Origin of the sequence: Nonomuraea cavernae (genome assembly GCF_014646355.1) — a bacterium.
Classification (GTDB): domain Bacteria; phylum Actinomycetota; class Actinomycetes; order Streptosporangiales; family Streptosporangiaceae; genus Nonomuraea; species Nonomuraea cavernae.
Map to the genome: position 1 here is coordinate 1 of NZ_BMNH01000026.1, position 23,927 is coordinate 23,927.

24 protein-coding genes, 2 tRNA genes and 1 riboswitch are annotated in these 23,927 nt (G+C 68.1%); of the genes, 10 read left to right on the forward strand and 16 right to left on the reverse strand.

What is annotated here, in order from left to right; genetic code table 11:
• Positions 1-396: 396 nt before the first annotated feature.
• From IEY82_RS30150 to IEY82_RS30175, 6 genes are all read right to left on the reverse strand, one after another.
• Complete coding sequence (locus IEY82_RS30150; protein ID WP_443686465.1) at positions 397-2,961, reverse strand: valine--tRNA ligase; 2,565 nt, start codon at positions 2,959-2,961, stop codon at positions 397-399.
• 79 nt (positions 2,962-3,040) lie between these two features.
• Positions 3,041-4,324 (reverse strand): ATP-dependent Clp protease ATP-binding subunit ClpX, encoded by a 1,284-nt coding sequence (gene clpX, locus IEY82_RS30155; protein ID WP_189127653.1) that lies wholly within the window; start codon positions 4,322-4,324, stop codon positions 3,041-3,043.
• Between the two features lie 173 nt (positions 4,325-4,497).
• A complete protein-coding gene (locus IEY82_RS30160; protein ID WP_189127654.1) occupies positions 4,498-5,121 on the reverse strand; it encodes an ATP-dependent Clp protease proteolytic subunit in 624 nt (207 codons plus the stop codon).
• 11 nt (positions 5,122-5,132) lie between these two features.
• Positions 5,133-5,765, reverse strand: a complete 633-nt coding sequence (locus tag IEY82_RS30165; RefSeq protein WP_189127655.1) for a ClpP family protease — start codon at positions 5,763-5,765, stop codon at positions 5,133-5,135.
• 277 nt (positions 5,766-6,042) lie between these two features.
• Complete coding sequence (gene tig / locus IEY82_RS30170) at positions 6,043-7,413, reverse strand: trigger factor (protein WP_189127656.1); 1,371 nt, start codon at positions 7,411-7,413, stop codon at positions 6,043-6,045.
• 168 nt (positions 7,414-7,581) lie between these two features.
• Complete coding sequence (locus IEY82_RS30175) at positions 7,582-8,448, reverse strand: Sco1979 family transcriptional regulator (RefSeq protein WP_189127657.1); 867 nt, start codon at positions 8,446-8,448, stop codon at positions 7,582-7,584.
• Between the two features lie 300 nt (positions 8,449-8,748).
• On the opposite strand from IEY82_RS30175, the gene IEY82_RS30180 reads away from it, so the two are divergent.
• Positions 8,749-9,156, forward strand: a complete 408-nt coding sequence (locus IEY82_RS30180; RefSeq protein WP_263648765.1) for an ATP-binding protein — start codon at positions 8,749-8,751, stop codon at positions 9,154-9,156.
• 167 nt (positions 9,157-9,323) lie between these two features.
• Here the strand turns inward: IEY82_RS30180 and IEY82_RS30185 are convergent, their stop codons facing one another.
• A complete protein-coding gene (locus tag IEY82_RS30185) occupies positions 9,324-9,947 on the reverse strand; it encodes an NAD(P)-dependent oxidoreductase (protein ID WP_189127659.1) in 624 nt (207 codons plus the stop codon).
• A 104-nt stretch (positions 9,948-10,051) separates the two neighbouring features.
• On the opposite strand from IEY82_RS30185, the gene IEY82_RS30190 reads away from it, so the two are divergent.
• Positions 10,052-10,438 (forward strand): winged helix-turn-helix transcriptional regulator, encoded by a 387-nt coding sequence (locus tag IEY82_RS30190; protein ID WP_189127660.1) that lies wholly within the window; start codon positions 10,052-10,054, stop codon positions 10,436-10,438.
• A 211-nt stretch (positions 10,439-10,649) separates the two neighbouring features.
• Here IEY82_RS30190 and IEY82_RS30195 read toward each other — a convergent pair whose 3' ends face one another.
• The 4 genes from IEY82_RS30195 to IEY82_RS30210 form a co-directional block, all read right to left on the reverse strand.
• The gene (locus tag IEY82_RS30195; protein ID WP_189127661.1) at positions 10,650-10,922 is read right to left on the reverse strand and encodes a hypothetical protein; all 273 of its coding nucleotides are present in this window, start codon (positions 10,920-10,922) and stop codon (positions 10,650-10,652) included.
• A gap of 171 nt (positions 10,923-11,093) precedes the next feature.
• Positions 11,094-11,750, reverse strand: a complete 657-nt coding sequence (locus IEY82_RS30200) for a 2'-5' RNA ligase family protein (RefSeq protein WP_189127662.1) — start codon at positions 11,748-11,750, stop codon at positions 11,094-11,096.
• 121 nt (positions 11,751-11,871) lie between these two features.
• Positions 11,872-12,033 carry a hypothetical protein gene (locus IEY82_RS30205; RefSeq protein WP_189127663.1) on the reverse strand — a complete coding sequence of 54 codons (162 nt, stop codon included), beginning with the start codon at positions 12,031-12,033 and terminating at the stop codon, positions 11,872-11,874.
• A gap of 76 nt (positions 12,034-12,109) precedes the next feature.
• Positions 12,110-12,186: transfer RNA gene (locus IEY82_RS30210), tRNA-Pro, on the reverse strand.
• Between the two features lie 88 nt (positions 12,187-12,274).
• Here IEY82_RS30210 and IEY82_RS30215 point away from each other — a divergent pair.
• From IEY82_RS30215 to IEY82_RS30235, 5 genes are all read left to right on the forward strand, one after another.
• Positions 12,275-12,348, forward strand: a tRNA-Gly gene (locus IEY82_RS30215).
• A gap of 251 nt (positions 12,349-12,599) precedes the next feature.
• Complete coding sequence (locus IEY82_RS30220) at positions 12,600-13,874, forward strand: sensor histidine kinase (protein WP_189127664.1); 1,275 nt, start codon at positions 12,600-12,602, stop codon at positions 13,872-13,874.
• A 24-nt stretch (positions 13,875-13,898) separates the two neighbouring features.
• A complete protein-coding gene (locus tag IEY82_RS30225) occupies positions 13,899-14,528 on the forward strand; it encodes a nucleoside/nucleotide kinase family protein (protein ID WP_189127665.1) in 630 nt (209 codons plus the stop codon).
• A gap of 28 nt (positions 14,529-14,556) precedes the next feature.
• Positions 14,557-15,432: an LLM class flavin-dependent oxidoreductase gene (locus tag IEY82_RS30230; RefSeq protein ID WP_189127666.1), complete on the forward strand. Its 876-nt coding sequence runs from the start codon at positions 14,557-14,559 to the stop codon at positions 15,430-15,432.
• Positions 15,433-15,450: 18 nt separating this feature from the next.
• Positions 15,451-16,761: a TrpB-like pyridoxal phosphate-dependent enzyme gene (locus IEY82_RS30235; protein ID WP_189127667.1), complete on the forward strand. Its 1,311-nt coding sequence runs from the start codon at positions 15,451-15,453 to the stop codon at positions 16,759-16,761.
• Between the two features lie 45 nt (positions 16,762-16,806).
• Here IEY82_RS30235 and IEY82_RS40435 read toward each other — a convergent pair whose 3' ends face one another.
• Complete coding sequence (locus IEY82_RS40435) at positions 16,807-16,884, reverse strand: 50S ribosomal protein bL37 (RefSeq protein ID WP_371252575.1); 78 nt, start codon at positions 16,882-16,884, stop codon at positions 16,807-16,809.
• Positions 16,885-17,023: 139 nt separating this feature from the next.
• Between IEY82_RS40435 and IEY82_RS30240 the strand changes: the two genes are divergently transcribed.
• The 3 genes from IEY82_RS30240 to IEY82_RS30250 all read left to right on the forward strand — a co-directional run bounded on the left by IEY82_RS30240 (position 17,024) and on the right by IEY82_RS30250 (position 20,045).
• A complete protein-coding gene (locus IEY82_RS30240) occupies positions 17,024-17,803 on the forward strand; it encodes a DeoR/GlpR family DNA-binding transcription regulator (RefSeq protein WP_189127668.1) in 780 nt (259 codons plus the stop codon).
• Complete coding sequence (gene galT, locus IEY82_RS30245) at positions 17,800-18,882, forward strand: galactose-1-phosphate uridylyltransferase (RefSeq protein WP_189127669.1); 1,083 nt, start codon at positions 17,800-17,802, stop codon at positions 18,880-18,882. Before IEY82_RS30240 ends, galT begins: the two co-directional genes overlap by 4 nt.
• Before the next feature lie 67 nt (positions 18,883-18,949).
• Positions 18,950-19,087, forward strand: a riboswitch (cyclic di-AMP (ydaO/yuaA leader).
• Positions 19,088-19,091: 4 nt separating this feature from the next.
• On the forward strand, positions 19,092-20,045 hold the full coding sequence (locus IEY82_RS30250) for a coiled-coil domain-containing protein (RefSeq protein ID WP_189127670.1): 954 nt from the start codon (positions 19,092-19,094) through the stop codon (positions 20,043-20,045).
• Between the two features lie 57 nt (positions 20,046-20,102).
• Here IEY82_RS30250 and IEY82_RS30255 read toward each other — a convergent pair whose 3' ends face one another.
• Genes IEY82_RS30255 through IEY82_RS30270 form a run of 4 tightly spaced genes read right to left on the reverse strand, consistent with a single transcriptional unit; the run spans position 20,103 to position 23,806 of the window.
• Entirely contained in the window at positions 20,103-20,780 is a 678-nt protein-coding gene (locus IEY82_RS30255) for a response regulator transcription factor (RefSeq protein WP_189127671.1), read from the reverse strand.
• Positions 20,777-22,054 carry a sensor histidine kinase gene (locus IEY82_RS30260; RefSeq protein ID WP_189127672.1) on the reverse strand — a complete coding sequence of 426 codons (1,278 nt, stop codon included), beginning with the start codon at positions 22,052-22,054 and terminating at the stop codon, positions 20,777-20,779. The genes IEY82_RS30255 and IEY82_RS30260 overlap by 4 nt, the downstream gene beginning before the upstream one ends.
• A 36-nt stretch (positions 22,055-22,090) precedes the next feature.
• Positions 22,091-22,858, reverse strand: coding sequence for an ABC transporter permease (locus IEY82_RS30265; RefSeq protein WP_189127673.1), 768 nt, complete (start codon positions 22,856-22,858; stop codon positions 22,091-22,093).
• Positions 22,859-22,885: 27 nt separating this feature from the next.
• Complete coding sequence (locus IEY82_RS30270) at positions 22,886-23,806, reverse strand: ABC transporter ATP-binding protein (protein WP_189127674.1); 921 nt, start codon at positions 23,804-23,806, stop codon at positions 22,886-22,888.
• Positions 23,807-23,927 lie beyond the last annotated feature (121 nt).

The following is a 23,927-nucleotide window of genomic DNA, read 5'->3' on the forward strand; positions in this document are numbered from 1 at the left end:
TCCACTCATGAATGTCAACCAAAGGAATCCGTCAAAAAGACGGGGTTGTGCATCATGCACTGGCTTTTAACACACTGTTGAGTTCTCAAGAAACGGACGCGTACTCCCGAACTGCAGGAGGCGTACACTTCTGTCTTAGCTATTCTAGCAGATTTGGGCGATTCTTGTCAAACCGCCCGATCCGGTAGCTTCCGGACCATCCCTGCTTCGAGGCAACCCTGCGAACTTACCCGAACATTTGGCTCATGTCCAACAGATGTTGGAGCGTGCCCCACGCCCAGAGATTGATCAGAGGGAGGACAGGGCCAACTGCCCTGCCTTGAAAACTTTACCAGCCTCGGCGGCGTCCAAGGTCCAACTTCGGTAACGAATCAGTCTTCCCCCCGTGCGGATAGCTCAAACGCTCAGGGCGGCCAGCTGGGCCTCGAGCCTCTCGATGTCAGCCGCTGCCGCCTGCGCCCGCCCTCTGACCTTGGCCACCACGTCATCGGGGGCCTTGGACATGAACTGCTCGTTGCCCAGCTTGGCAGCCGACTGCGCGGCCTCCTTGCGCGCGACCGCCAGGTCCTTCTCCAGCCGCTTGCGCTCCGCGGCGACGTCAATGGCGCCCGCGGTGTCGATCTCCACCGTGACTCCTCCCACGCTGAACTGCGCCGTGGCGGAGAAGGCGTCGGACGGCTCGGTGAGCCGTAGCAGCGACCGGGCGGCGCTCTCCTGCGCCGCGAGCGGCGTGCCGGCCAGCCCGAGGCGGGCGGCCACCTTCTGACCCGGCTTCAGCCCCTGATCGGAGCGGAATCTGCGGACCTCGGTCACGAGCTCCTGCAGCGCCTCGATCTCTGACTCGGCCGTGGCGTCGATGTAGCGGGATTCGGGCACCGGCCACGGGGCGACCACGATGGAGTCGCCGCCCGTGACAGCACGCCACAGCTCCTCGGTGACGAAGGGCACCAGCGGATGCATCAGCCGGAGCAGGGTGTCGAGCACGTGCCCGAGAACCAGCCGGGTGTGCTCCAGGCCCTCGCCGAGCTGGATCTTGGCCAGCTCGAGATACCAGTCGCAGACCTCGTCCCACGCGAAGTGGTAGAGCAGATCGGACGCCTTGGCGAACTCGAACTGTTCGAAGGCGTCGTCGGCCGACGAGATCACACTCTGCAGCCGCGACAGGATCCACCGATCGGCGGAGGTCAGGTCGAGCCCGTCGAGAGAGCCGACCGCCGCGCCGTTCATCAGCGCGAACCGGGTGGCGTTCCAGATCTTGTTGCAGAAGTTGCGTGAACCCGCCGCCCACTCCTCGCTGACCGCGACGTCGGCGCCGGGGTTGGCGCCTCGCAGCAGCGTGAAACGGGTGGCGTCGGCGCCGAAGCGCTCGATCCAGTCGAGCGGGTCGACCACGTTGCCGAACGACTTGGACATCTTCTTGCCGTACTGGTCGCGGACCATGCCGTGCAACGCGACCACGCGGAACGGTGGTTCGCCGTCCATGGCGTACAGGCCGAACATCATCATCCGGGCGACCCAGAAGAACAGAATGTCGTAACCCGTGACCAGGACGGAGGTCGGGTAGAAACGCGCGAGCTCGGGCGTGTCGTCGGGCCAGCCCAGCGTGGAGAACGGCCATAGGCCCGACGAGAACCAGGTGTCGAGCACGTCTGGGTCCTGCGTGTAGCCCGCCGGGGGCGTCTCGTCGGGGCCCACGCACACGATCTCGCCCTCAGGGCCGTACCAGACCGGGATCCGGTGGCCCCACCACAGCTGCCGCGAGATGCACCAGTCGTGCATGTCGTCGACCCAGTCGAAGTAGCGCTTGGCCAGCTCCGGCGGATGGATGCGGGTGCGGCCGTCGCGCACGGCGTCGCCCGCGGCTTTGGCCAGGGGCGAGACGTTGACGAACCACTGCAGCGAAAGCCTCGGCTCGACCACGGTCTTGCAGCGGGAGCAGTGGCCCACCGAGTGGAGGTAGGGGCGCTTCTCGGCGACGATGCGGCCTTCGGCGCGCAGCGCGGCGACGACCGCCGGCCTAGCCTCGAACCGGTCGAGCCCCTCGAACGGACCGTGGGCGGTGATGACGCCACGCTCGTCCATGACCGTGATCGACGGCAGTGAATGACGGCGCCCGATCTCGAAGTCGTTGGGGTCGTGAGCCGGAGTCACCTTGACCGCACCGGTGCCGAACGCGGGATCGACGTGCTCGTCGGCGACCACCGGGATCCTGCGCCCGGTCAGCGGCAGCTCGACGAGCGTGCCGACCAGGTGCGCGTAGCGCTCGTCGGAGGGATGGACGGCGACGGCGGTGTCGCCGAGCATCGTCTCCGCCCGCGTGGTGGCGACCACGATCTCGTCGGAGTAGCGGATCGAGACCAGCTCGCCCTCATCCTCGCTGTGCTCCACCTCGATGTCGGACAGCGCGGTCAGGCAGCGTGGGCACCAGTTGATGATGCGCTCGGCCCGGTAGACCAGCCCGTCGTCGAAGAGCTTCTTGAAGATCGTGTGGACGGCCCTGGAGAGCCCCTCGTCCATGGTGAATCGCTCGCGCTCCCAGTCGACACTGTCGCCGAGCTTGCGCATCTGGCCGAGGATCCGGCCGCCGGACTCTTCCTTCCACTCCCACACCCGCTCCACGAACGCCTCACGGCCGAGATCGTGGCGGGACAGGCCCTGCTTGGCGAGCTCGCGCTCCACGACGTTCTGGGTGGCGATGCCGGCATGGTCCATGCCGGGCAGCCAGAGAGTCTCCTGACCGCGCATGCGGGCGCGACGGCTCAGGGCGTCCTGGATGGAGTGGTCGAGCGCGTGGCCGATGTGGAGCACGCCCGTCACATTGGGCGGCGGCAGGACGATGCTGTACGGCGCCCGCGAGCTGCCCGGGTCGGCGTGGAAGTAGCCGGCGGACACCCAGCGCTCGTAGCTGCGGGTCTCGACGTCGGCCGGGGTGTATTGGGTGGGCAGCTCTGGCGTTGTCACAGTGACCAATTCTAGGGAAGGGCGAAAGCGAAACGCCCCATGGCGAGTGTCCATGGGGCGCCTGCGTCGCGGGGAGGGATCAGGCGGACTTCTCGCGTGGCGTGCGCTGCTGCTTGGCGGCGAGCTGGTCACGGGGTACGAGGGTCGGGATCGCGTGTTCGAGCACGGACTCGCGGGTGATGACCACGCGGGCGACGTCCTTGCGGGAGGGCACCTCGTACATGACGGACTGGAGCACCTCCTCCAGGATGGCGCGCAACCCGCGGGCGCCGGTGCCGCGCAGGATGGCCTGGTCGGCGATGGCTTCGAGCGCGCCGTCGGTGAACTCCAGCTCCACGCCGTCGAGCTCCAGCAGCTTGCGGTACTGCTTCACCAGCGCGTTGCGGGGCTCGGTGAGGATCTGGATGAGCGCCTCGCGGTCGAGGTTGTGCACCGAGGTGATGACCGGAAGACGGCCGACGAACTCGGGGATCATGCCGAACTTCAGCAGGTCCTCGGGCATCACGTCGCCGAAGATGTCGGCCGTGTCGACCTCTTCCTTCGACCGGATGATGGCGTTGAAGCCGATGCCCTTCTTGCCGATGCGCGACTCGATGATCTTCTCGAGGCCGGCGAAGGCACCACCGCAGATGAACAGCACGTTGGTGGTGTCGATCTGGATGAACTCCTGATGCGGGTGCTTGCGACCGCCCTGCGGCGGCACACTCGCGGTCGTGCCCTCAAGGATCTTCAGCAGCGCCTGCTGCACGCCCTCACCGGAGACGTCGCGAGTGATCGACGGGTTCTCGCTCTTGCGAGCGATCTTGTCCACCTCGTCGATGTAGATGATGCCGGTCTCGGCCTTCTTGACGTCGTAGTCAGCGGCCTGGATGAGCTTGAGCAGGATGTTCTCGACGTCCTCGCCGACGTATCCCGCCTCGGTCAGCGCGGTCGCGTCGGCGATGGCGAAGGGCACGTTGAGCATCTTCGCCAGCGTCTGCGCGAGCAGCGTCTTGCCCGAGCCTGTAGGGCCGAGCAACAGGATGTTGCTCTTGGCCAGCTCCAAGCCGTCGTCTCTGCCCCGGTCACCGGACTGCACCCGCTTGTAGTGGTTGTAGACCGCCACCGAGAGCGCCTTCTTCGCCTTGTCCTGACCGATGACGTAGGCGTCGAGGAACTCGTAGATCTCCCTCGGCTTGGGCAGGTTGTCCCACTTGAGCTCGGAGGACTCGGAGAGCTCCTCCTCGATGATCTCGTTGCAGAGATCGATGCACTCATCGCAGATGTAGACGCCTGGACCGGCAATGAGCTTCTTGACTTGCTTCTGGCTCTTTCCGCAGAACGAGCACTTCAGCAGGTCTCCCCCGTCGCCGATGCGTGCCACCCCAGATACTCCTTTGCGTGGGACCGCCCTGCTCCGCGATCCGTATCCTCCGGACCCGGTCCGAACCGCTCAGGTTTCGACGTTACCGTCTTCTGGGCCCTCAGTGAGCCCCCTGGCGGCGAGTCGCACCGGAACGTGCCCAATTAGGCAGCGCTCCGGTGCGTCACATCTCGTCAGGAAGCAACCGCCTGAGCTCGCTTCTTCCGCGACGGGATGATGTCGTCGATCAGACCATACGCCTTTGCCTCGTCCGCGTTGAGAATTTTGTCGCGTTCGATGTCCTTCCGGACCTCAGCGGCGGTCTTTCCGGAGTGCTTCGCCAGGATCTCCTCGAGGAGGGAGCGCATGCGAAGGATCTCGCGGGCCTGGATCTCGATGTCGCTGCCCTGGCCGCCCCCCTCGGTGGAGGGCTGGTGAATCAGCATCCGGGCGTTGGGAAGCGCGAACCGCTTGCCCGGCGTGCCGCCCGCCAGCAGCAGGGCCGCGGCGGAGGCGGCCTGCCCCAGGCAGACGGTCTGGATCTCCGGCCGGACGAACTGCATCGTGTCGTAGATCGCCGTCATGGCGGTGAAGGAGCCACCCGGCGAGTTGATGTAGATGCTGATGTCGCGGTCGGGATCGAGCGACTCCAGCGTGAGCAGCTGGGCCATCACGTCGTTGGCCGACGCGTCGTCGATCTGCACCCCGAGGAAGATGATGCGGTCCTCGAAGAGCTTGTTGTACGGGTTCATCTCCTTCACGCCATACGACGTGCGCTCGACGAAGGAGGGGAGAACGTAACGGCTCTGGATGTTCACTTCAACTCCCCCTAAGAGACAGGACCCTGCGAGGGCACCTGCCGCGCGCTGCGCACGACGTGGTCGATGAAGCCGTAGTCCTTGGCCTCGTCGGCCGTGAACCAGCGGTCGCGGTCGGAATCTGCCTCGATCTGATCGAGAGGCTGGCCGGTGTGGTAGGCGATGCGCTCGGCCAGCGTCTTCTTCACGTAAAGCATCTGCTCCGCCTGGATGGCGATGTCGGCGGCGGTGCCACCGATGCCTCCGGACGGCTGGTGCATCATGACCCTCGCGTGCGGCAGCCCGTAGCGCTTGCCCCGGGTGCCTGCGGTGAGCAGGAACTGCCCCATCGAGGCCGCCATGCCCATCACAACCGTGGAGACGTCATTCGGCACGTACTCCATCATGTCGTAAATCGCCATGCCCGCACTCACCGAGCCCCCCGGCGAGTTGATGTAGAGCGTGATGTCACGCTCGGGATCGTCGGCCGCGAGCAGCAGCAACTCCGCGCAGATGCGGTTGGCGATCTCGTCGTTCACCTCCTGACCGAGCACGATGATGCGCTCGCGCAGCAGGCGCTGGTAAAGCTGGTCCTCAAGCCGGAAGGACGAGCCGTTCTCACGGCCTCGCGACTCAGGCTGATAGAAGGTCGGCGGGCTGGTCACAGCGTCACCTTCCGATGCGTCGTAATCGATTGGCTTTGCTTGTGACCTTAACGCGCGGCGCACCTAGCTCATGCCCCGTCCGCAGACTGTTCGCTGACGGCGCAGGTGTCGGCAGGGCCCCGGATGGAACCTCCACAGGCCCGCGAACGTCGCGCTCGCGGACGAGCCGGCACAGTCTGTTCGCTGGATGAGGGCACGGACGCGGCGGCCGTTCCTGACATGCCTGAGGCCCTCGAACCGGTCAGGTTCGAGGGCCTCGGGATGTCGTTGGAGGTGCTTACGCCTCGGGCTTGTCCTCGGCCGGCTCCTCGGCGACCTCTTCGCCGTTGATCTCGGCGTAGATGGCCTTGAGGTCGACCTCGTTGCCGTCGGTGTCGACGACCTTGGCGGCGTCGCCGACGACGGACTTGGCCTTGTCGCGGACGATCTCGACCATGGCCAGCGTGAGCTGGTCGTTGTCGGCCAGGTGCTGGGCCAGCTGGTTGGGCTGAACGCCCATCTCCATGGCGCGGCGGACGACGAAGTTGGTCAGCTCCTGCTCGGAGACGCCCAGCTCCTCAGACTTGACGATCTTGTCGAGCACGAAGCCGACCTTGATGGCCTTGCTCGAGCCGGACTCGAAGTCGGCGAACCGCTCCTCTTCCGTCGTCTGGTAGAGACGGAAGAACGCGTCACGGCTGAGACCGCTCTCGGCGATCTGGTGGTCGAGGTTGTGCTTGCGGGCGTCGATCTCGGCCTTGAGCGCGCTGTCGGGGATCGGGATCTCGATCTTCTCCAGCAGCGTGTCTAGGGCCTTCTCGCGGGCCTGGACGACCTGGTCGATCAGCTTGTTGCGGCGCGACTGCTCGCGGATGCTCTCCTTGAGCTCGTCGAGCGAGTCGAACTCGCTGGCCATCTGCGCGAACTCGTCGTCGAGCTCGGGGAGGACCTTCTCCTTCACCGTCTTGACGGTGATGATCACGTCGGCCTCCTCGCCGGCGTTCTCGCCGCCGACGAGCTCGGTCTTGAAGCTCTTCTCCTCGCCCGCGGACATGCCTTCGAGAGCGGCGTCGAGGCCCTGGAGCACCGAGCCTGCGCCGACCTCGTAGGAGACCTCGCTGGCCTGCTGCTCCTCGATGTTCTTGCCGTCGATCTCGGCCCGCAGGTCCATGACGACGAAGTCGCCGGTGGCGGCCGCGCGCTCGACACCGGTCAGCGTGGCGAAGCGCTGGCGCAGCGCGTCGAGCTGGACGTCGATGTCGGCGTCGGAGACCTCGGCGGAGTCGACGGTGATCTCGACGCCCTGGTAGTCGGGAACGTCGAAGCTGGGCCGGATGTCCACCTCGGCGGTGAACTCGATCTGCTCACCGTCTTCGATCTTCGTGACCTCGATGTCAGGCTGACTGACCGGGAACACGTCGACCTCGTCGACGGCCTGGCCGTACAGCTTGGGCACCGCGTCGTTGAGGGTCTCCTCCAGCACCACCGCCCGGCCGAAGCGCTGCTCGATGATGCGGGCCGGGACCTTGCCAGGACGGAACCCGGGGACGCGCACCTGCTGCGCGACCTTCTTGTATGCCGCATCCATGCTCGGGCGCAGTTCGTCGAACGGCACCTCGACAGTGAGCTTCACCCGGGTCGGGCTGAGCTCCTCGACAGCGGTCTTCACGGGGTGGTCTCCTTGATCAAGCTTCGAGTGATCGCGGGCGCGTCCATTCGGTACGGCTCACGCGCCGCGCCCACATGAGCGACACTGGGGCATGCTCCGCCTCAGCGGGATCCAAGCGCCGTGCGCCAGTCTAGGGTAGATGCCTACCCGACAGCGACGCGACGAGCCTCAGAACTCTTCAGCGATCGACCGCAGCAACTCGACCGTCTCGTCCGGCGTGGTGCTGACGGCACAGAGCCGCTCCATCACCTCAGTGTACTTGTCGACGTCCTCGCGCTTGTCCAGGTAGAGGGCGCTGGCGAGCTGCTCGACGTAGACCACGTCGGGCAGGTCCTGGTCAGGGAAGCGCAGGATGCTGAACGCGCCGCCCTCGGCGCTGTGACCGCCGAAACTGAACGGCATGATCTGGATCGTGATGGCCGGCTGGCGCATCAGCTCCATGAGGTGCTGGATCTGGGCCCGCATGACCTCGACGCCGCCGATCGGGCGGCGCAGCGCGGCCTCGTCGATGACCGCCCAGAAGATCGGCCCGCCGGACCGGTCGAGCACGCGCTGGCGCTCCAGCCGGAGGTCGACCCTGCGGGCGATCTCCTCGGCGCCGAGGCCCGCCGCACCCGCCGTGACGACCGCCCTGGCGTACTCCTTGGTCTGCAGCAGGCCGGGGACGAACTGGACCTCGTACGTCCTGATGCGCGCGGCGGCCTCCTCCAGACCGACGTACGCCTGGAACCACGTCGGCAGGACGTCGTTGAACCTGTGCCACCATCCCGGCTCGTTGGCCGTGGCGACCAGGTCGAGCACTGCCGACCGCGCCTGTTTGTCGTCGACCCCGTAGAGCGTCAACAGATCTGCCACGTCGCGTTCCTTGAACCCGACACGCCCGAGCTCCATGCGACTGATCTTGGATTCGGACCCCCTGATCAGGTGGCCCGCCTCTTCGCGACTTACGCCCTTACCCTCTCTCAGCTTGCGCAGCTGAGAGCCCAGCAGGATACGCAGCGCCGTAGGGCCGGAACCCGGCGGGTTCTGCGTCACTCTGCCTCCTATCAAGGTCCGCACACACAGTGACACCTCTCCGGCGCGTATGACAAGGTCTCAACCTGGTGTCCGATTCGGTTAGCCACATCACTCAACGCGCTTGCTTCTGCACATTGCACCTGCACGTGCATTTGGGTCTTGCAGCGACCCGGAGTCGTGATCCATGATGGTCTAGTGCATATTGGCCAAACATGCACAAATTCGAGGCTATCTGGAGGTATCGGCGGGATGGTGGAGGACCCCTTGGCCACTGCCGATTGCCTGCAGATAACCCGTGAGGTCGGCTTCGAAACCCTCCTGACGGCACGCAAGCCGTACACGACCTCGTGCCCGTTACCTTTCCAGGCCGATTCCGTGAAGACCGCTCGGGACGTGACCCGCTCGACACTGCGTGGGTGGGGCCTGCCCGAGCTGGGCGATGACGCCGCGCTGGTCGTGTCGGAGCTGGTGACCAACGCCGTCAGGTACGCGATGTACGCGCGCGGTCGCCGCGAGATCCAGCTGCTGCTGATGCGCGTGAGCCCGCACGTACTGCTCGCCGTGGCAGACCCGAGCGACGAGGTGCCGCGGCCGAAGGAGCCCGACTTCATCTCCGAGAACGGACGCGGCCTCTACATCGTCGAGACCTACAGCCAATGCTGGGGCTGGGACGCGCTCGACCGTGGCGGCAAGGCCGTCTGGGCGCTCTTCCGCACCGATTCCTGAGCCGCGTCAGCGGGTTCGCCGACCTTTCCGCAGACCGGCGCGGTGCGGCGCGGCACTCCGACCCCGGGTCGTCAGCAGCAGGTCGTTCACGCCTGGCCGCGGCCGGCCGCCGGTCTCCTGGAAACGACGGATGCGCTCGGCGTCCCAGAGGTCATGGACCTCGGGCCTCACGCCTCCCGGATGCTGACGGCGGCGCGGCGGTGACGAGGGACCTCGATCTCGTCGAGCAGCGCCACCGCGAAGTCCGCGTACGTGATCCTGCTGGCCGGGTCCGCATGGTCGGCGATCCGGTACCGGCCGGTGCGCGTGCCGGCATGGTCGAAGTCGCCCGCCGGCGCGACGTACGCCCAGTCGAGGTCGCATTCCTGAAGCACGGCGAGACCCGCCGCGTGGCCGAGGTAGAAGGCGCGGTACTCGTTGGGGTAACCGGGCTCGTCCATCAGGGGAGCACCCGACGCCCCAGGCATGATCGATGCCAGGCCGACCACCGCCAGCCGGCGCACGCCCACCTTCACCAGACCGGTGGTCAGGGCGCGAGCCGACGCGGTGAAGAACTCGTGAGGTGACACGGACAGGTCCACGGCAGCGCTGATGACCGCGTCATGGCCCGCGGCCGCATCCGCGACGCTCGTCCCATCCGTGACGTCACCCGCCACCACCCGCACGTCGGTCAGATCACTGTGACCCGCGGGGTCGCGCACCACTGCGGTGACCCGGTGCCCACGCCGGCGCGCCTCGACGACGGCCTGCTTCCCGGCTCTGCCGCCCGCGCCGAAGACCACGATGTTCATGGCGAACCGCCTTTCACCAAGGCCGGATCCCATCCGCCCGGCCGCTTCGACGGGACGCTATCGAGGGCTGCGGTTACCGAGGGGATACCGGCTATCGTGAGGCCATGAGGGAACCGCTGCCCGCCGACATGTTCGACGAGCTGTGCCCGTCCTCGCTCAATCCGATCCGGTTCGGCGACAAGTGGGCGGCCCTCATCATCCGTTGCCTCGAGCACGGGCCGCGCCGGTTCTCCGAGCTGCGCGTGCCGCTGAGCCGCGTCACCCCCAAGGTCCTCACACAGTCGCTGCGCTCCCTCGAACGGGACGGTCTGGTCAAACGCACCGTCTATGCCGGCGCCACCCCGCGTGTCGAGTACCAGCTGACCCCGCTCGGCCGTAGCCTGCTCGGGCCGATGGCGAGCGCCTGCGCCTGGGCGCAGGAACACTGGGACGAGTTGCTCGACGCCCGCGAGTCGTACGACGACAGCTCGCGTCTCGGCCGCGCCGGCTGACGCGTCCGCGTCGTCAACGCCATCACCGGAGAACTCCTGCGCGGGCTGATCCTCGATCCCCGCGACTGCCGGCCACCTTGAGCTGACAGTCGGGTGATGTCCGTGAGTGTCCGCTGCTGTGCGCCTTGACCGTAATCCCGGCCAAGCGCACGGATGCCGGCCTGACCAGCCGCACGCCCCTGAGCGGCATGAAGAGGCGCGGGACCGTTTCTCAGACGGACTTCACCCACGAGCGAGCCACCTTGGGCGGCATGGCGAGTTCGTCCTGTACGAGCTGTATTGCCTGCTCTTCGTACCCGCGCACCTTGAGTTGACGAACGCGCCCCACGAGTTCCGTGGCCCTTAAAGCGTCCGTGTACTTGAGTACGCGACGCTGCCGGAAGGACTGGACCAGCTTGAAGATGAAAAAGATCCAGAATGCGATGAAGAGCACGGCGAAGAGCCCCGGGACGACGACGGGGATCAGATCAGTGAGGCTGGACATGGCGTGATCTTAGATGGGACAGGTCGAACGACCGCACCGCTACGAGGCCTCTGGTTATGGCGACGTTCGTTGGTGCGGCGGGGTGGCCGGGCGGGACCGGCCCGGAGAGGCCGCCCGGCCGCCCGCCGCCCATCGCCGCCGCCAGGCCGGACCGCGCTGCCCTACTGCTGCTCAGATGCCTCTGTCGGCTCCCAGAGATACGACCGTGTGAGTGTTCCAGCGGTACACCCATTCCGGCTCAAGGACTCGATTCTGCACGATCAGGGCGACGCGATCCACGTCCACCTTGACCGGCTCGGCTTCGACACCACGCAGCGCCGTCACGTAGGGCTGCGCAGGTCCTGGCGTGTTGATGTAGGTCAGACTCACGTGTGGGAGGAACCCCTTCACCTGCTCGGCCGCCGTAGGCGCCCCGCCTGTCACCTCGGCGATGCCGTTCCTGATCTCGCCCCAGATCTCGTGCAGCGGCTCCGCTGGTGTAGGCGCCAATACGACAGCTTCATTGAGCATGACCGGCCGGTCAAAGGTGAGTCCTACCGGCGCAAGCTTGCGCAGCCGTACGGTCACGGCCTGGGTGATTTGCTCAAGCCTCTCGTCGGGTACCTCGTCAGCGAAGCCGATGCCTTGCACGGTGAGGTGGAGCCATCGGGCGGGCACCGGGTTGTGTCCGTCAATCGTCGCCAGCGCCTGTTGGTAGCGCTCGGCGAGTCGGTGGAGCTGCGGTGCATGCTCGAAGGTCAGGTGCCAGGTGTAGACCAGACGGCCCGGCCGCCAGCCTTTCCGTGGCCACCAGTGGGAGCGCGTCTCGTCCGCGTTCTGTAGGGTCATCGGCCTACCTCAGATCTGGGAGGGAACGTCCGGGACGTTCGCCTCCTGGTCGATCAGGTACTCATCGATGATGGTTCCCCGGTCCGCTGGCCAGATCGACTCCGACACCTCCAACACCGTGTCATCTTCGGCGCGGGCGGTGTGGATGACGTGCATGACCCGGGATGTAACTGGCGCCGATCTCCTCGGGAGGGTTGGTCTCCTTGTCGTAGAGCACGCGGCGGCGAGTGATGACCTCGGTGCCTTCGGAGATCCCCATGGCTTCGGCGATGCGTGCCGGCATCTTCGCTGCACCGGAGGGTGAAGAAACCCGGTAGTCACGCAGAAGGCCCCGCCCGATTCGGGAGGGGCCTTCGAGCTGGTCGGGGCGACAGGATTTGAACCTGCGACTTCTTGCTCCCAAAGCAAGCGCGCTGCCAAGCTGCGCCACGCCCCGTCGCGCCGGTTACGCACGCGCTCCGCTCCTCCGGTACGCTTACGCCCTAACGCCGGATGAAGTCTAGACCAGACTTCGACCGGTTCGCGCGGACGTAGCTCAATGGTAGAGCCCTAGTCTTCCAAACTAGCTACGCGGGTTCGATTCCCGTCGTCCGCTCCACGCGTTAAGGCCCAGGTCAGGGAGACGATCCCGAGCCTGGGCCGCACTATTTCCCGATCGTGGAAGCCTGCGCCGGGAGCCCAGCCGATCTTCGGCGCGGAGCCGCCTGGGTGAGGACGATCGTTGGAGCAAGCTTTCCTGACACCCGACTCAGCGCGTGCGTCACCATCAGTAGTGTCAGTGGTGTGTTCCGTGTCCGGGCGCGTTCCCTGCGCGGACGTGTCACACTCTTCGCGATCATCGTAGCGGCGGTGGTGCTGATCCCCATCGGGATCGGCGCTGTCATCCTGACCAGGTCGATGATCCTGAGCAACGCCATCGACGACACCGTACGGGTGGCCGAGCGCGTCGCGGCCCAGGTGCAGCAGGGTACGTACCCGCAGGGAGCGAACGTCCCGGCACCCGCCTTTCCCGTGAATCTCGTGCAGATCGTCTCGCCGGACGGGCGGATCGTGGCGACCAGCGACGAGGCCAGGACACTGCCACGGCTGAGCAACCTGATGCCGACTCCGGAGGCCCCCGTTCTCAGCGGCCGGTCCTGCCTGCCCGACAGGTGCGTCGTGGTGACCGCCGTGCGGCCGACGATCGCGTCCGGCTCACCCATCATCTATGTCGGGCGCGTCATGCCCGCGGCCTTGGTCACGCATACCCTGGACATCGCGGTGCTGGTCGAGACCGTGGCGCTCATCGGGCTCACCGGGCTCGCGGCATGGCTGCTCATGGGCAGGGCCCTGCGACCTGTCGCGGTCATGGGTGCGGAGCTCGACCGGGTGAGCGCGAGCGACCTGAGCGCCCGGGTGACGCGGCCGCCGGGCGACGACGAGCTGAGCGCTCTCGCCGAACGGATCAACGGCACGCTGTCCAGGCTCGAACACTCCGCCGAGCAGCAGCGCCAGTTCGTCTCCGATGCCTCCCACGAGCTGCGTACCCCCATCGCGGGGTTGCGGGCGGAGCTGGAGAGCGCCCAGCTGTATCCGGACGACACTGATCTGCGCGAGTTGGTGGAGAAGGCCCTGCGTGACATCGACCGCCTGGAAATGATCATGTCGGACCTGCTGTTCCTGGCGAGGACAGGAGCGCGGGTGGATGTGGCCTGGGAGCGGCTGGACCTCGCGGAGCTGGTCCGCGAGGTGATGTCCACCCGCAGGGACAGGGTGCCCGTCCGGCTGGACCTCGCCGACGATGTGGCGGTCCACGGCGTGAAAGGGCAGCTGACCAGGGCGTTGACCGATCTGCTGAACAACGCCGAGCGCTACGCGGAGCACTACATCCGCATCGAGGTCAGCCGGAGGGAGGGCAAGGCGGTGATCGCCGTGGAGAACGACGGAATGGAGATCCCCGAAGGGGACCGCGAGCGGATCTTCGAGCCCTTCTCCCGGCTCGACACGGCACGCAGCCGCGAGGCCGGCGGCACGGGGCTCGGCCTGGCCATCGTGAAGAGCGTGGCGGTCGCGCACGCCGGCCACGCGCGGGTCGACGACTTCGCCGGTGGCGCGCGGTTTCTCATCTGCCTGCCCGCGGTCTGATCGGGCCCGGGTAGGGTCCCCTCCGTGCGCGTGCGACCCATCTCTCCCGAGGCGCTGGCGCGGGAGCTGGCCGAGCGGATCGACGGGCGCCCCCGAGGGGCATGGACGCGGGTGGCCGTCGACGGGGCTCCGCCCGCTCATCCCGGGCGGCTGGCCGACGCGCTGGTGGCTCCGCTCAGGCTGCGTGGCCGTCCGGTGCTGCGGGTGTCCGCCGCCGACTTCCTCCGGCCCGCCTCCCTGCGACTGGAGTTCGGCCGGACGGATCCGGACGCCTTCTACGACGACTGGCTGGACACCGGGGCGCTGGTCCGCGAGGTGCTCGCCCCGCTGGAGCCGGGCGGCTCGGGCAGAGTGCTGCCCGCCTTGTGGGACAGCCGGGCGGACCGGGCCTATCGCCTGCCGTACGAGACGCTGCCGCGGGACGGGGTGCTGCTGCTCGACGGGACGTTGCTGCTCGGCAGGGGGTTGCCGGTGGAGCTGACCGTGCACCTGTGGCTGTCGGAGGCGGCGCTGGAGCGCGGCACCTCGGACGAGGATCGGTGGCGCCTGCCCGCCTACGCGCGCTACGAACGCGAGGCGCGGCCCCAGGACACCGCCGACGTGGTGATCAGGGCCGACCGTCCGGGCCGACCCGCGCTCCAGGTTGACGGCTGATTCCCGTACGGCGGCCTAGGTTGGCCGTATGACTCTCCAGTTCGGCTACTTCCTGGTGCCCGACGCCGCCGACCCGCTGGTCGAGTACGCCCGGCTCGCCGACGAGCTCGGCCTGGACCTGATCGGCGTACAGGATCATCCCTACCAGCGTAGATACGTGGACACCTGGACCCTGCTCAGCGTGATCGCCGCCTCGACCGGGCGGATCCGGGTCTTCCCCGACGTGGCCTGCCTGCCGTTGCGCCCGCCGGCCGTGCTCGCGAAGGCGGCGGCCAGCCTCGACGTGCTGAGCGGCGGGCGGGTGGAGCTCGGGCTGGGCGCCGGCGCGTTCTGGGACGCCATCGAGGCGTACGGCGGGACGCGCCGGACCCCCAGGGAGGCGATCGGCTCCCTGGAGGAGGCGGTCGCCGTGATCAGGGCGGTGTGGAGCGGGGAGCGCAACCTGCGCTTCGCGGGTGAGCACTACCACCTGGCGGGGGCCCGGTCGGGGCCCGTGCCGGCGCATCCGATGGAGATCTGGCTCGGCGTGACCGGACCGAAGGCGCTGGCCCTGACCGGACGGCTGGCCGACGGCTGGCTGCCCTCGTCCACCTGGGCGACGCCTGACCGGCTGGGTGAGTTCGGCGCCCGGATCGACGAGGCCGCCACGGAGGCGGGCAGGCGGCCGGGCGACATCCGCAGGCTCTACAACGTCAACGGGACGATCAGCGGCGGCGCCTCGGAGGGCTTTCTGAAGGGGCCGGCCGGGCAGTGGGTGGACGAGCTGACCGACCTGGCACTCGGTTACGGCATCGACGGGTTCGTGTTCTGGCCGGACGGCGACCAGAGGCGGCAGCTCACGATCTTCGCCGAGGAGGTCGTGCCGGAGGTTCGCCGTCAGGTAGCACTGGAACACGAGGGGTGACCGAGGCAGACTGGAGCGGTGATCCCGAACCACTGGTACAACATCGTTCCAGACCTTCCCGCCCCGCCACCGCCTCCGCTGCATCCGGCCACCCGGGAGCCGGTGGGGCCGGACGATCTCGCACCGCTCTTCCCCATGGAGCTGATCGCGCAGGAGGTGAGCACCGAGCGGTTCGTCGCGATCCCGCAGGAGGTGCTCGACGTCTACCGGCTGTGGCGGCCGACGCCGCTGCTGCGGGCGCGGCGGCTGGAGAAGTCACTGGGCACTCCCGCCAGGATCTACTACAAGTACGAGGGCGGCTCCCCGGCCGGCTCGCACAAGCCCAACACCGCCGTTCCCCAGGCCTATTACAACGCCCGCGAGGGCGTCCGCAAGCTGACCACCGAGACGGGCGCCGGCCAGTGGGGCAGCTCGCTGGCCTTCGCGTGCGCCCAGTTCGGCCTGGAGTGCGAGGTCTGGATGGTGCGGGCCTCCTACGACCAGAAGCCCTACCGCCGCTCGCTCATGCAGGTGTACGGCGCGACGGTGCACGCCAGCCCGTCACCCGTGACGAGCTCGGGTGCCAAGATCCTGGCCGACGACCCCGGCTCGACGGGCAGTCTGGGCATCGCGATCAGTGAGGCCGTCGAGGTGGCGGCGGCGGGCGACGACGTCCGCTACGCGCTCGGCTCCGTGCTCAACCATGTGCTCATGCACCAGACGGTGATCGGCGAGGAGGCGCTCCAGCAGCTGGAGGAGATGCCCGACGTGATCATCGGCTGCACCGGCGGCGGGTCCAATTTCGGCGGCCTCGTCTTCCCCTTCCTGCGCGAGAAGCTGGCCGGGAAGATCAACCCGACGATCCGCGCGGTGGAGCCCGATGCCTGCCCGTCGTTCACCCGGGGCGTCTACGCCTACGACTTCGGTGACACGGCCGGGTTCACGCCGCTGCTGAAGATGCACACGCTCGGCCACGACTTCGTGCCGGATCCGATCCACGCGGGCGGCCTGCGCTATCACGGGATGTCTCCGCTGCTCTCGCACATGTACGAACTGGGCATGTTCGAGGCGGTCAGCAGGTCGCAGAGCGAGTGCTTCGAGGCCGGTGTCCGTTTCGCCCGTACGGAGGGCATCGTGCCTGCGCCGGAGCCGACGCACGCGCTGGCCGAGACCATCGCCGAGGCGCTGCGCTGCAAGGAGACCGGTGAGGCGAAGGTGATCCTGACGGCGCTGTGCGGCCATGGCCACTTCGACCTGGCCGCCTACGACCGCTACCTGTCGGGGGCGATGGAGGACTTCTCGCTGCCCCAGGAGCGCATCGACGAGGCCCTCACGGGGCTTCCGGGTTAGGGTGCCGCCCGTGGTGAGCGCGTCTCGCCACGGGCGACCTGCCGTTCAACGCGCCGTGGGGCGCTTGCCGTGGTTGGCCTTCTTCTTCTTGCGAGCCTTGCCCTTGCGAGCGCGCCTGGCCATGGCCTCTCCTCGGTGATCGAGTGGGATGCGATCTCCAAAGTCTCGCGCCTCCGGGCTCGGCACAAGCGATCCATCGCTCCTAACATTCTTCAACATATCCATGTCATAATTTGGTGGAATCTGTTGGAAGGAGTGGGGCGTGCTCGCACAGCAGCGGCAGCAGGCCATCCTTGAGCGCGTACGCGGCAGCGGTGGCGTCCGGGTGGCCGACCTCGTGCGCGAGCTCGGCGTCTCCGACATGACGATCCGCCGCGACCTCGAGGTGCTGGCCGAGCGGGGCCTGCTGGAGAAGGTGCACGGCGGCGCCACGGCCCTCGGCCCCGGCTCCACCGAGGAGCCGGGCTTCACCGCCAAGTCCGCCCGCCAGCAGCGGGAGAAGGACGCCATCGCGCGCCGCGCCGCCGGGCTGGTGCGACCGGGCACCGCCGTGGCGCTCTCGGCGGGCACCACCATCTGGGCGCTGGCCCATCACCTGGTCGGCGTGCCCGAGCTCACGGTCATCACCAACTCGATCCCGGTCGCCGACGTCTTTCATCGCAACCCCCGCGCCGACCGCACGGTCGTGCTCACCGGCGGGGTCCGCACTCCCTCCGACGCGCTGGTGGGGCCCGTGGCCGTGGCCGCGATCCGCCGCCTGCACGTCGACACGCTCTTCCTCGGGGTGCACGGGATGGGGGTGCGCGCCGGGTTCACCACGCCCAACCTGCTCGAATCGGAGACCGATCGGGAGCTGGTGGCCGCGGCGCACCGGCTGGTCGTCCCCGCCGACCACACGAAGTGGAACACCGTCGGCATCAGCACGATCGCCCAGCTGACCGAGGCCGACGTGGTCATCAGCGACGCGGCCCTGCCCGAGGACGCACGTCTTGAGCTGGCCGAGCGGGTCGGCGAGCTGATCATCGCAGAGGATTCGCAGTGAAACGGACCATCACCCACCTGGCCGACGGACGTGAGCTGATCTACTTCGACCGGCGCGACGACGCCGACCGGAGCGCGATCGACCGGCGGCCGCTCGATCCCCGGCCGGTGGCCTCGGAGCTGCGGTACGACCCGCTGACCGAGGAGTGGATCGCGGTGGCGGGGCATCGGCAGACTCGGACGTTCCTGCCTCCGGCTGACGCATGTCCGTTGTGCCCGTCGTCCGGCACGCGGGCCTCGGAGATCCCGGCGCACGACTATGACGTGGTGGTGTTCGAGAACCGCTTCCCCTCTTTCTCTGGAAATTTCGGCGCTTATGAGGATGTGGGCGGGTTGAGTGAGGTTCGCCCGGGGGTGGGGCGGTGCGAGGTGATGTGTTTCACCTCGGACCACTCCTCGTCGTTCTCGCGCCTGTCTCCCTCGCGGGTCGAGCTCGTCATGGAGGCCTGGGCCGACCGTACGGCCGAACTGTCCGCCCTGGAGGGCGTCGAGCAGGTGTTCTGCTTCGAGAACCGGGGCGAGGAGATCGGCATCACCCTGACGCACCCGCACGGGCAGATCTACGCCTACCCGTACGTCACTCCCCGGACGAAGCTGCAGCTGGGCGCCGCCTCCCGCTACGCGGCCGGGCACGGAGGCGCCAACCTGTTCGCCGACGTGCTGGCCGCCGAGCGCGCCGCGGGGACCCGGGTGGTCGCCGCCAACGAGCTGTGGACCGCCTTCGTGCCGGCCGCCGCCCGCTGGCCGTTCGAGGTGCACGTGTATCCGCACCGGCGGACGCCCGACCTGGCGGCGCTGTCGGAGCAGGAGCGGGCCGCGTTCGCCCCGCTCTACACCTCGGTGCTGCGGGCGCTCGACGGGCTGTTCGACGTCGCCATGCCGTACGTCTCGGCCTGGCACCAGGCGCCCGTACGGCGGGACCGCGAGCTGGCCTACCTGCACCTGGAGCTGTTCAGCATCAGGAGGGCCCCCGGGAAGCTGAAGTTCCTGGCCGGCTCGGAGTCGGCGATGGGCGCGTTCGTCAACGACGTGTCGCCCGAGGAGGCCGCGCGGATGCTTCGATCACAGGTAGATCACTAATTGATTTCTACTTAGAGTCGCATGACCTTCGTTTTACTACTAATATCCCTTCTGCACCGGCCATAACTGCCGTTGCGGGCCTAATCCCGGGCGCGTCGCCCGGGAACCGGGGACCCACCGCATCTGGGGTGAATCCACTTCGGTGGTAGGGCGACTCCCATGCCCGAACCCGTCAGCTAACCCGGTCGGCAGAGGGAGAGGACATCTTCGTGGCGGCTGCGCTCCCCACGCGTCTTGCCATCGGCCTCACCGCCGCCGCGGCACTGGCCTTCGGCTCAGCGCCCGCGTCGGCCGCGCCGAAGCCCAGCGAGGCCCAGCTCCGGGCCGAGCTGAAGAGCCTGAACAAGAAGGTCGACAAGCTCATCGAGGCCTACAACCTCAAGCGGGTCGAGCTGGCCAAGGCCCGGCAGGCCGCGGCGACCGCCGAGGAACGGCTCGCCACCTCCGAAGAGGCCCTCACGACGGCCGAGAAGCGGGTCGCCGAGATCGCCCGGCTGCGCTACCAGAACGCCGAGCTCTCCCTGCCCAGCGTGCTGCCTCCGAGCAGCGGAGGCGGCGCGGCGGTGCTCGACCAGTTGACCGCCGAGCAGCAGGCCGTCGTCCAGGGCGTGGCCGACGCCCGGGACGAGAAGAAGAAGGCCGCAGAAGCCGCCACTGCGCTCACCGCCAAGGTCAGCGCCGACGCGACCAGCGTCGACCAGCAGCGCGACGAGGCCGAGGACATCATCAAGGACATCGAGAAGAAGCTCCGGGATCTCATCCCGGTCAGCACCGGCCGGCGTTCCAACGGCACCTGGACACCCGAGCTGCCGTCGGGCTCGGACAACATCACCACCCGTACGCGGGCGATCCGGGCGTTGATCCAGAAGAACTTCGCGCTGCCGTACAGCGTGGGCTGCTTCAGGTCGGGTTCGAGCGGCGAGCATCCGCTGGGGCGCGCCTGCGACTTCATGATGAGCACGGGTGGTTCCATGCCGAGCGCGGCCAACTCGGCGCTCGGCGACCGCATCGCCGAATGGACCCTGCAGAACAGGGCCAAACTCGGGGTCAAGTACGTGATCTGGAAGCAGCGCATCAACCACGGGTCCGGCTGGAGCGCCATGTCCAACCGGGGCAGCATCACCGAGAACCACTTCGACCACGTGCACATCTCGATGCACTGAAGAGGGACGAACGGCATCTGACGCACCACGTGCACCGGTGGCTTCGCGCGCGAGCACCTACTCGACAAGGGGCGTTCGTGGCACGAGCAGACCTCGGTTGAACGCCTCGGTGACGGCGGCGGCGCGGTCTCCCACGCCGAGCTTGGCGTAGATGTTCAGCAGGTGGCTCTTGACCGTGGCCTCGGTGATGAACAGCCGGGCGGCCGCCTCACGGTTGGTGTTGCCGGCCGCCACGAGTTCGAGGACCTCGAGCTCACGCTGGCTGAGCAGTCGCGGCGCAGGTGTCCTGACCCGGTTCATCAGCCGTGCCGCCACCGAAGGGGACAGCACGCTCTCACCCTTGGCGGCGGCCCGCGCTCCGCGGAGCAGGTCCTCCCGGGGAGAGTCCTTGAGCAGGTAGCCGGTCGCACCCGCCTCGATCGCCGGAAGGACGTGGGTATCGGTGTCGTAGGTCGTCAGAACCAGCACGCGCGCGGTGACGCCGAGCCTGGCCAGCTCGTTGATCGCGGTCAGCCCGTCCATGCCCGGCATGCGCAGGTCCATCAGGATCACGTCGGGCTGGAGCTCCTGGGCGAGCCGTACGGCCGCGGCGCCGTCCGCGGCCTCGCCCAGCACCTCGAATCCGGGCGCGGAGGCGAACATGCTGCTCAGCCCATCCCTGACGACGGGATGGTCGTCCGCGATCAGCAACCGGATCGGGGGCTTGGCCGTCGGCTCGGCGGCGTGATCGGTCATGCGTGGCTCCCGGCCGGCAGGGTGGGAAGGCAGGCCGAGATCCCGGTGCCGGCGCCGGGCTCGGACTCGATCCGCAGAGTGCCGGACAGTCCTTCGACCCGCTGGCGCATGATGGTCAGGCCGAATCCGCTGTGGGACGCCGGCCGTGCCCCGCCGTCCGTGGTCGTGGCGGCTTGGAGACCTGCGGGGTCAAAGCCCTTGCCGTCGTCACGTACGTCCAACGCGACCTCGTGCTCCAGGTAGGACAGTGTCACCCCGGCCCTGGTCGCCCGCGCGTGCTTGGCCACGTTGGCCAAGGCCTCCTGCGCCGTGCGCAGCAGCGCGAACTCGGCCTCCGGTGTCATCGGCCGCACCGTGCCGGTCGTCGTGACGTGAACGGCGAGCCCGTGCAGCCTGGACCACCGGTCGGCGACGTCGGCGAGTGCGTCGCTCAGGCGTGCGGTCCGCAGCGGCTCGGGCCGGAGCGCGTCGACCGAACGCCGCGCCTCGGCCAGGCTCTCCCTCGCCAAATTCTTGACGGCGTCGAAGGGCCGCCGCCACGGCGCCGGGACCTCGTGCATCTGCTCGGCCGCCTGGAGTTGCGCGATGATGCCGGTGAGCCCCTGCGCCAGGGTGTCATGGATCTCGCGGGCCATCCGCTGGCGCTCGTCGAGCACGCCCGCCTCCCTGGCCTGGGCGAGCAGCTGCGCATGCAGGCCGGCGTTCTCGGCGAGCGACGCCTCCAGCAGCCGGTTCGTCCGGCTCAGCTCTTCGAGGGTCTGCTCGCGCCGCTCCTCCTCCTTCTCGGCGAGCCGCAGGCCCCAGGCGCAGGCGCACATCATGGCGATGTTGAAGGCGATGATGGTGACGTGCAGCGTCAGGCCGAGCGCGTCCGTCCTGGGGACGCTGGACGCCTGCGCCGTACCGGCGACGACCGCCGCGGTGGCCACTCCCAGCAGCCGCCACGGCCAGCGCAGGACCGTGAAGGAGTAGATGTAGGCGGCAGGGGTGAACAGCCCGAAAAGGGGGTGACGGATCACCAGGACCGTGGTGATCACGAGCAGCCCCGCGACGAACACCCCCATGATCCGTGGCCGGTCCCGCCAGCCGGGACGCAGGGTGAACATGCCGAGCATCCACGCGGCCGCCAGCCCGCACAGGCCGAGGTCGATGAGCAAGGAGGCGCCCGTCCAGTCCTCCACGATCATCAGGATCGGCACGAGGATCGCCAGCAGCGTGTACGGCACCACGTTGACCAGTAGGAACGGCGGCTGGTGCGAAATCTTCCTGCTCAAGGCTCCCTCTCCCCGGCGGGATTCTATTCCCAGCGTCTATTCCCAACGGAACCGGCGGATCGCGACGAACGCGCACACCACCGCATACGCCGTTAGGGTCAGCAGCGGCACGGCGGACGGAAAGTGTCCCAGGTACGCGTCCTGGAAGGCCCCCATGCCCGCGCCGAGCGGGGTGTAGTGAGCGATGTCCCGCAGCAGCGGGTGCATCTGCGAGATCGGAATCCAGAGTCCGGCGAAGAACATCATCGGGAAGAACAGCACCGTGCCGATCGCCGTGGCCGGGCCACGCCCGGGCGCGAGCGCGGCGACCAGCAGGCCGATCGCGAGCAGCGCGGCCGCCGCGAGCAGCCAGGCGAGGGCGAAACCGGGAAGGTGCTTCGGCAGGTCGACGCCGAAGCCCAACCCGGCCACCGCGACGAACAGGACCATCGCGACCACCGCGATGGCGAAGTTGGCCACGAGCTGGCCGGCGAGCACGCGGGCCGGGCCGACCGGGGTGGTCCGCATGCGCCGCAGCACGCCGTTCTCCCGGTATCCCGCGAGCGTGGTCGGCAGGGAGGTCGTGGCCAGGATGGCCAGATTGAACAGGATCAGAACAGGGACGTAGAGGTCGAAGTACGTCAGGCCGCCGCTGCCCTCCACAGGCTGCCGCAGATCGGAGACGCTGCCGAGGATGATCAACAGGACCAGCGGGAAGCCGATACCCCACAGGGGGGCGACCTTGTCCCGGACGCACAGCGTGCTCTCGGCTTTGATGAGCCGCCAGGTCGCGGAACCTCGCTCGGCGGTGTGCAGGGCTGACATGGGTTGGAGGTCCCTCTCGGTGATGTGTTAGCGGGGGCCGGGTTCGAGGCGCTTACCGGTCAGTTGGACGAACGCGTCCTCCAGGCTCGCCTGCTCGACGCGCAGCTGTTCGGCCACGATCTGGTTGCGGGCCAGCACGGTGGTGACGGCGTTGAGCGCGTTGTCGTTGCCGTTGACGATGACCGACTCGCCCCGGCGGGTGACGCCGGAGACGTCCGGCAGACTCGTCAGCAGGTGGTCGTCCATCGGCCTGGACGGGCGGAACTGGATCCGCTGCTCGATGCGCGCCCGCTCGGTCAGACCGGCCGGGGTGTCCACCATGACGACGCGGCCGGCGTCGATCAGCGCGAGCCGGTCGCACAGCCGCTCGGCCTCCTCCATGAAGTGGGTGACCAGCACGATCGTCACCCCGCGAGAGCGCACGCCCTCGATCAGGTCCCAGGTGTCGCGCCGGGCCCGCGGGTCGAGACCGGTGGTGAGCTCGTCGAGGATCGCCACCCGGGGGTTGCCGATGAGGGCCAGCGCGATCGAGAGCCGTTGTTTCTGGCCGCCGGACAGCTTGGCGTACCTGGTCTTCGCCTTGTCCGCCAGGCCGAGGCCGTCCAGCAGCGCGCGCCAGTCGGCGGGCTCGGGGTAGAAGGAGCCGTAGAGCTCCAGGGCCTCGGCGACCTGTAGCCGTTCGGGGAGGTGGCCGGCCTGCAACTGGACGCCGAGCCGCCGGGTCAGCTCGGCACGGTCCCGGAGGGGGTCGAGCCCGAGCACCCTGATCTCACCGCGATCCGGCACGCGGAGGCCCTCGACGCACTCCACGGTCGTCGTCTTGCCGGCGCCGTTCGGGCCGAGGATGCCAAAGATCTCACCCTCCTGGACGGTGAGCGAGACATCATCGACCGCGATCTTGTCGTCATAGCGTTTGTGGAGGTCGCGTACCTCGATCACTGGTGGCATGCGCGCGTCCTTTCGGGGTTCGGCCCATCGGCGATCGGCGCATTCAGCCTGCTACGACCAGCACTTCTGCCAACACCGACCAGTGGACGGGACCTGGCTGCCGGACGGTGGAGGCGTCGGC

Bases quoted from the DNA above. Each gene is read 5' to 3' on its own strand.
- IEY82_RS30185 (WP_189127659.1), bottom strand. From the start codon at position 9,947: ATGAACATCGTGGTCTTCGGCGCGGGCGGCAGAGCCGGGAAGCAGGCC.
- IEY82_RS30190 (WP_189127660.1), top strand. From the start codon at position 10,052: ATGAGGGAACCGCTGCCCGCCGACATGTTCGACGAGCTGTGCCCGTCC.
- IEY82_RS30195 (WP_189127661.1), bottom strand. From the start codon at position 10,922: ATGTCCAGCCTCACTGATCTGATCCCCGTCGTCGTCCCGGGGCTCTTC.
- IEY82_RS30200 (WP_189127662.1), bottom strand. From the start codon at position 11,750: ATGACCCTACAGAACGCGGACGAGACGCGCTCCCACTGGTGGCCACGG.
- IEY82_RS30205 (WP_189127663.1), bottom strand. From the start codon at position 12,033: ATGCCGGCACGCATCGCCGAAGCCATGGGGATCTCCGAAGGCACCGAG.
- IEY82_RS30230 (WP_189127666.1), top strand. From the start codon at position 14,557: ATGACTCTCCAGTTCGGCTACTTCCTGGTGCCCGACGCCGCCGACCCG.
- IEY82_RS40435 (WP_371252575.1), bottom strand. From the start codon at position 16,884: ATGGCCAGGCGCGCTCGCAAGGGCAAGGCTCGCAAGAAGAAGAAGGCC.
- IEY82_RS30255 (WP_189127671.1), bottom strand. From the start codon at position 20,780: ATGACCGATCACGCCGCCGAGCCGACGGCCAAGCCCCCGATCCGGTTG.
- IEY82_RS30265 (WP_189127673.1), bottom strand. From the start codon at position 22,858: ATGTCAGCCCTGCACACCGCCGAGCGAGGTTCCGCGACCTGGCGGCTC.
- IEY82_RS30270 (WP_189127674.1), bottom strand. From the start codon at position 23,806: ATGCCACCAGTGATCGAGGTACGCGACCTCCACAAACGCTATGACGAC.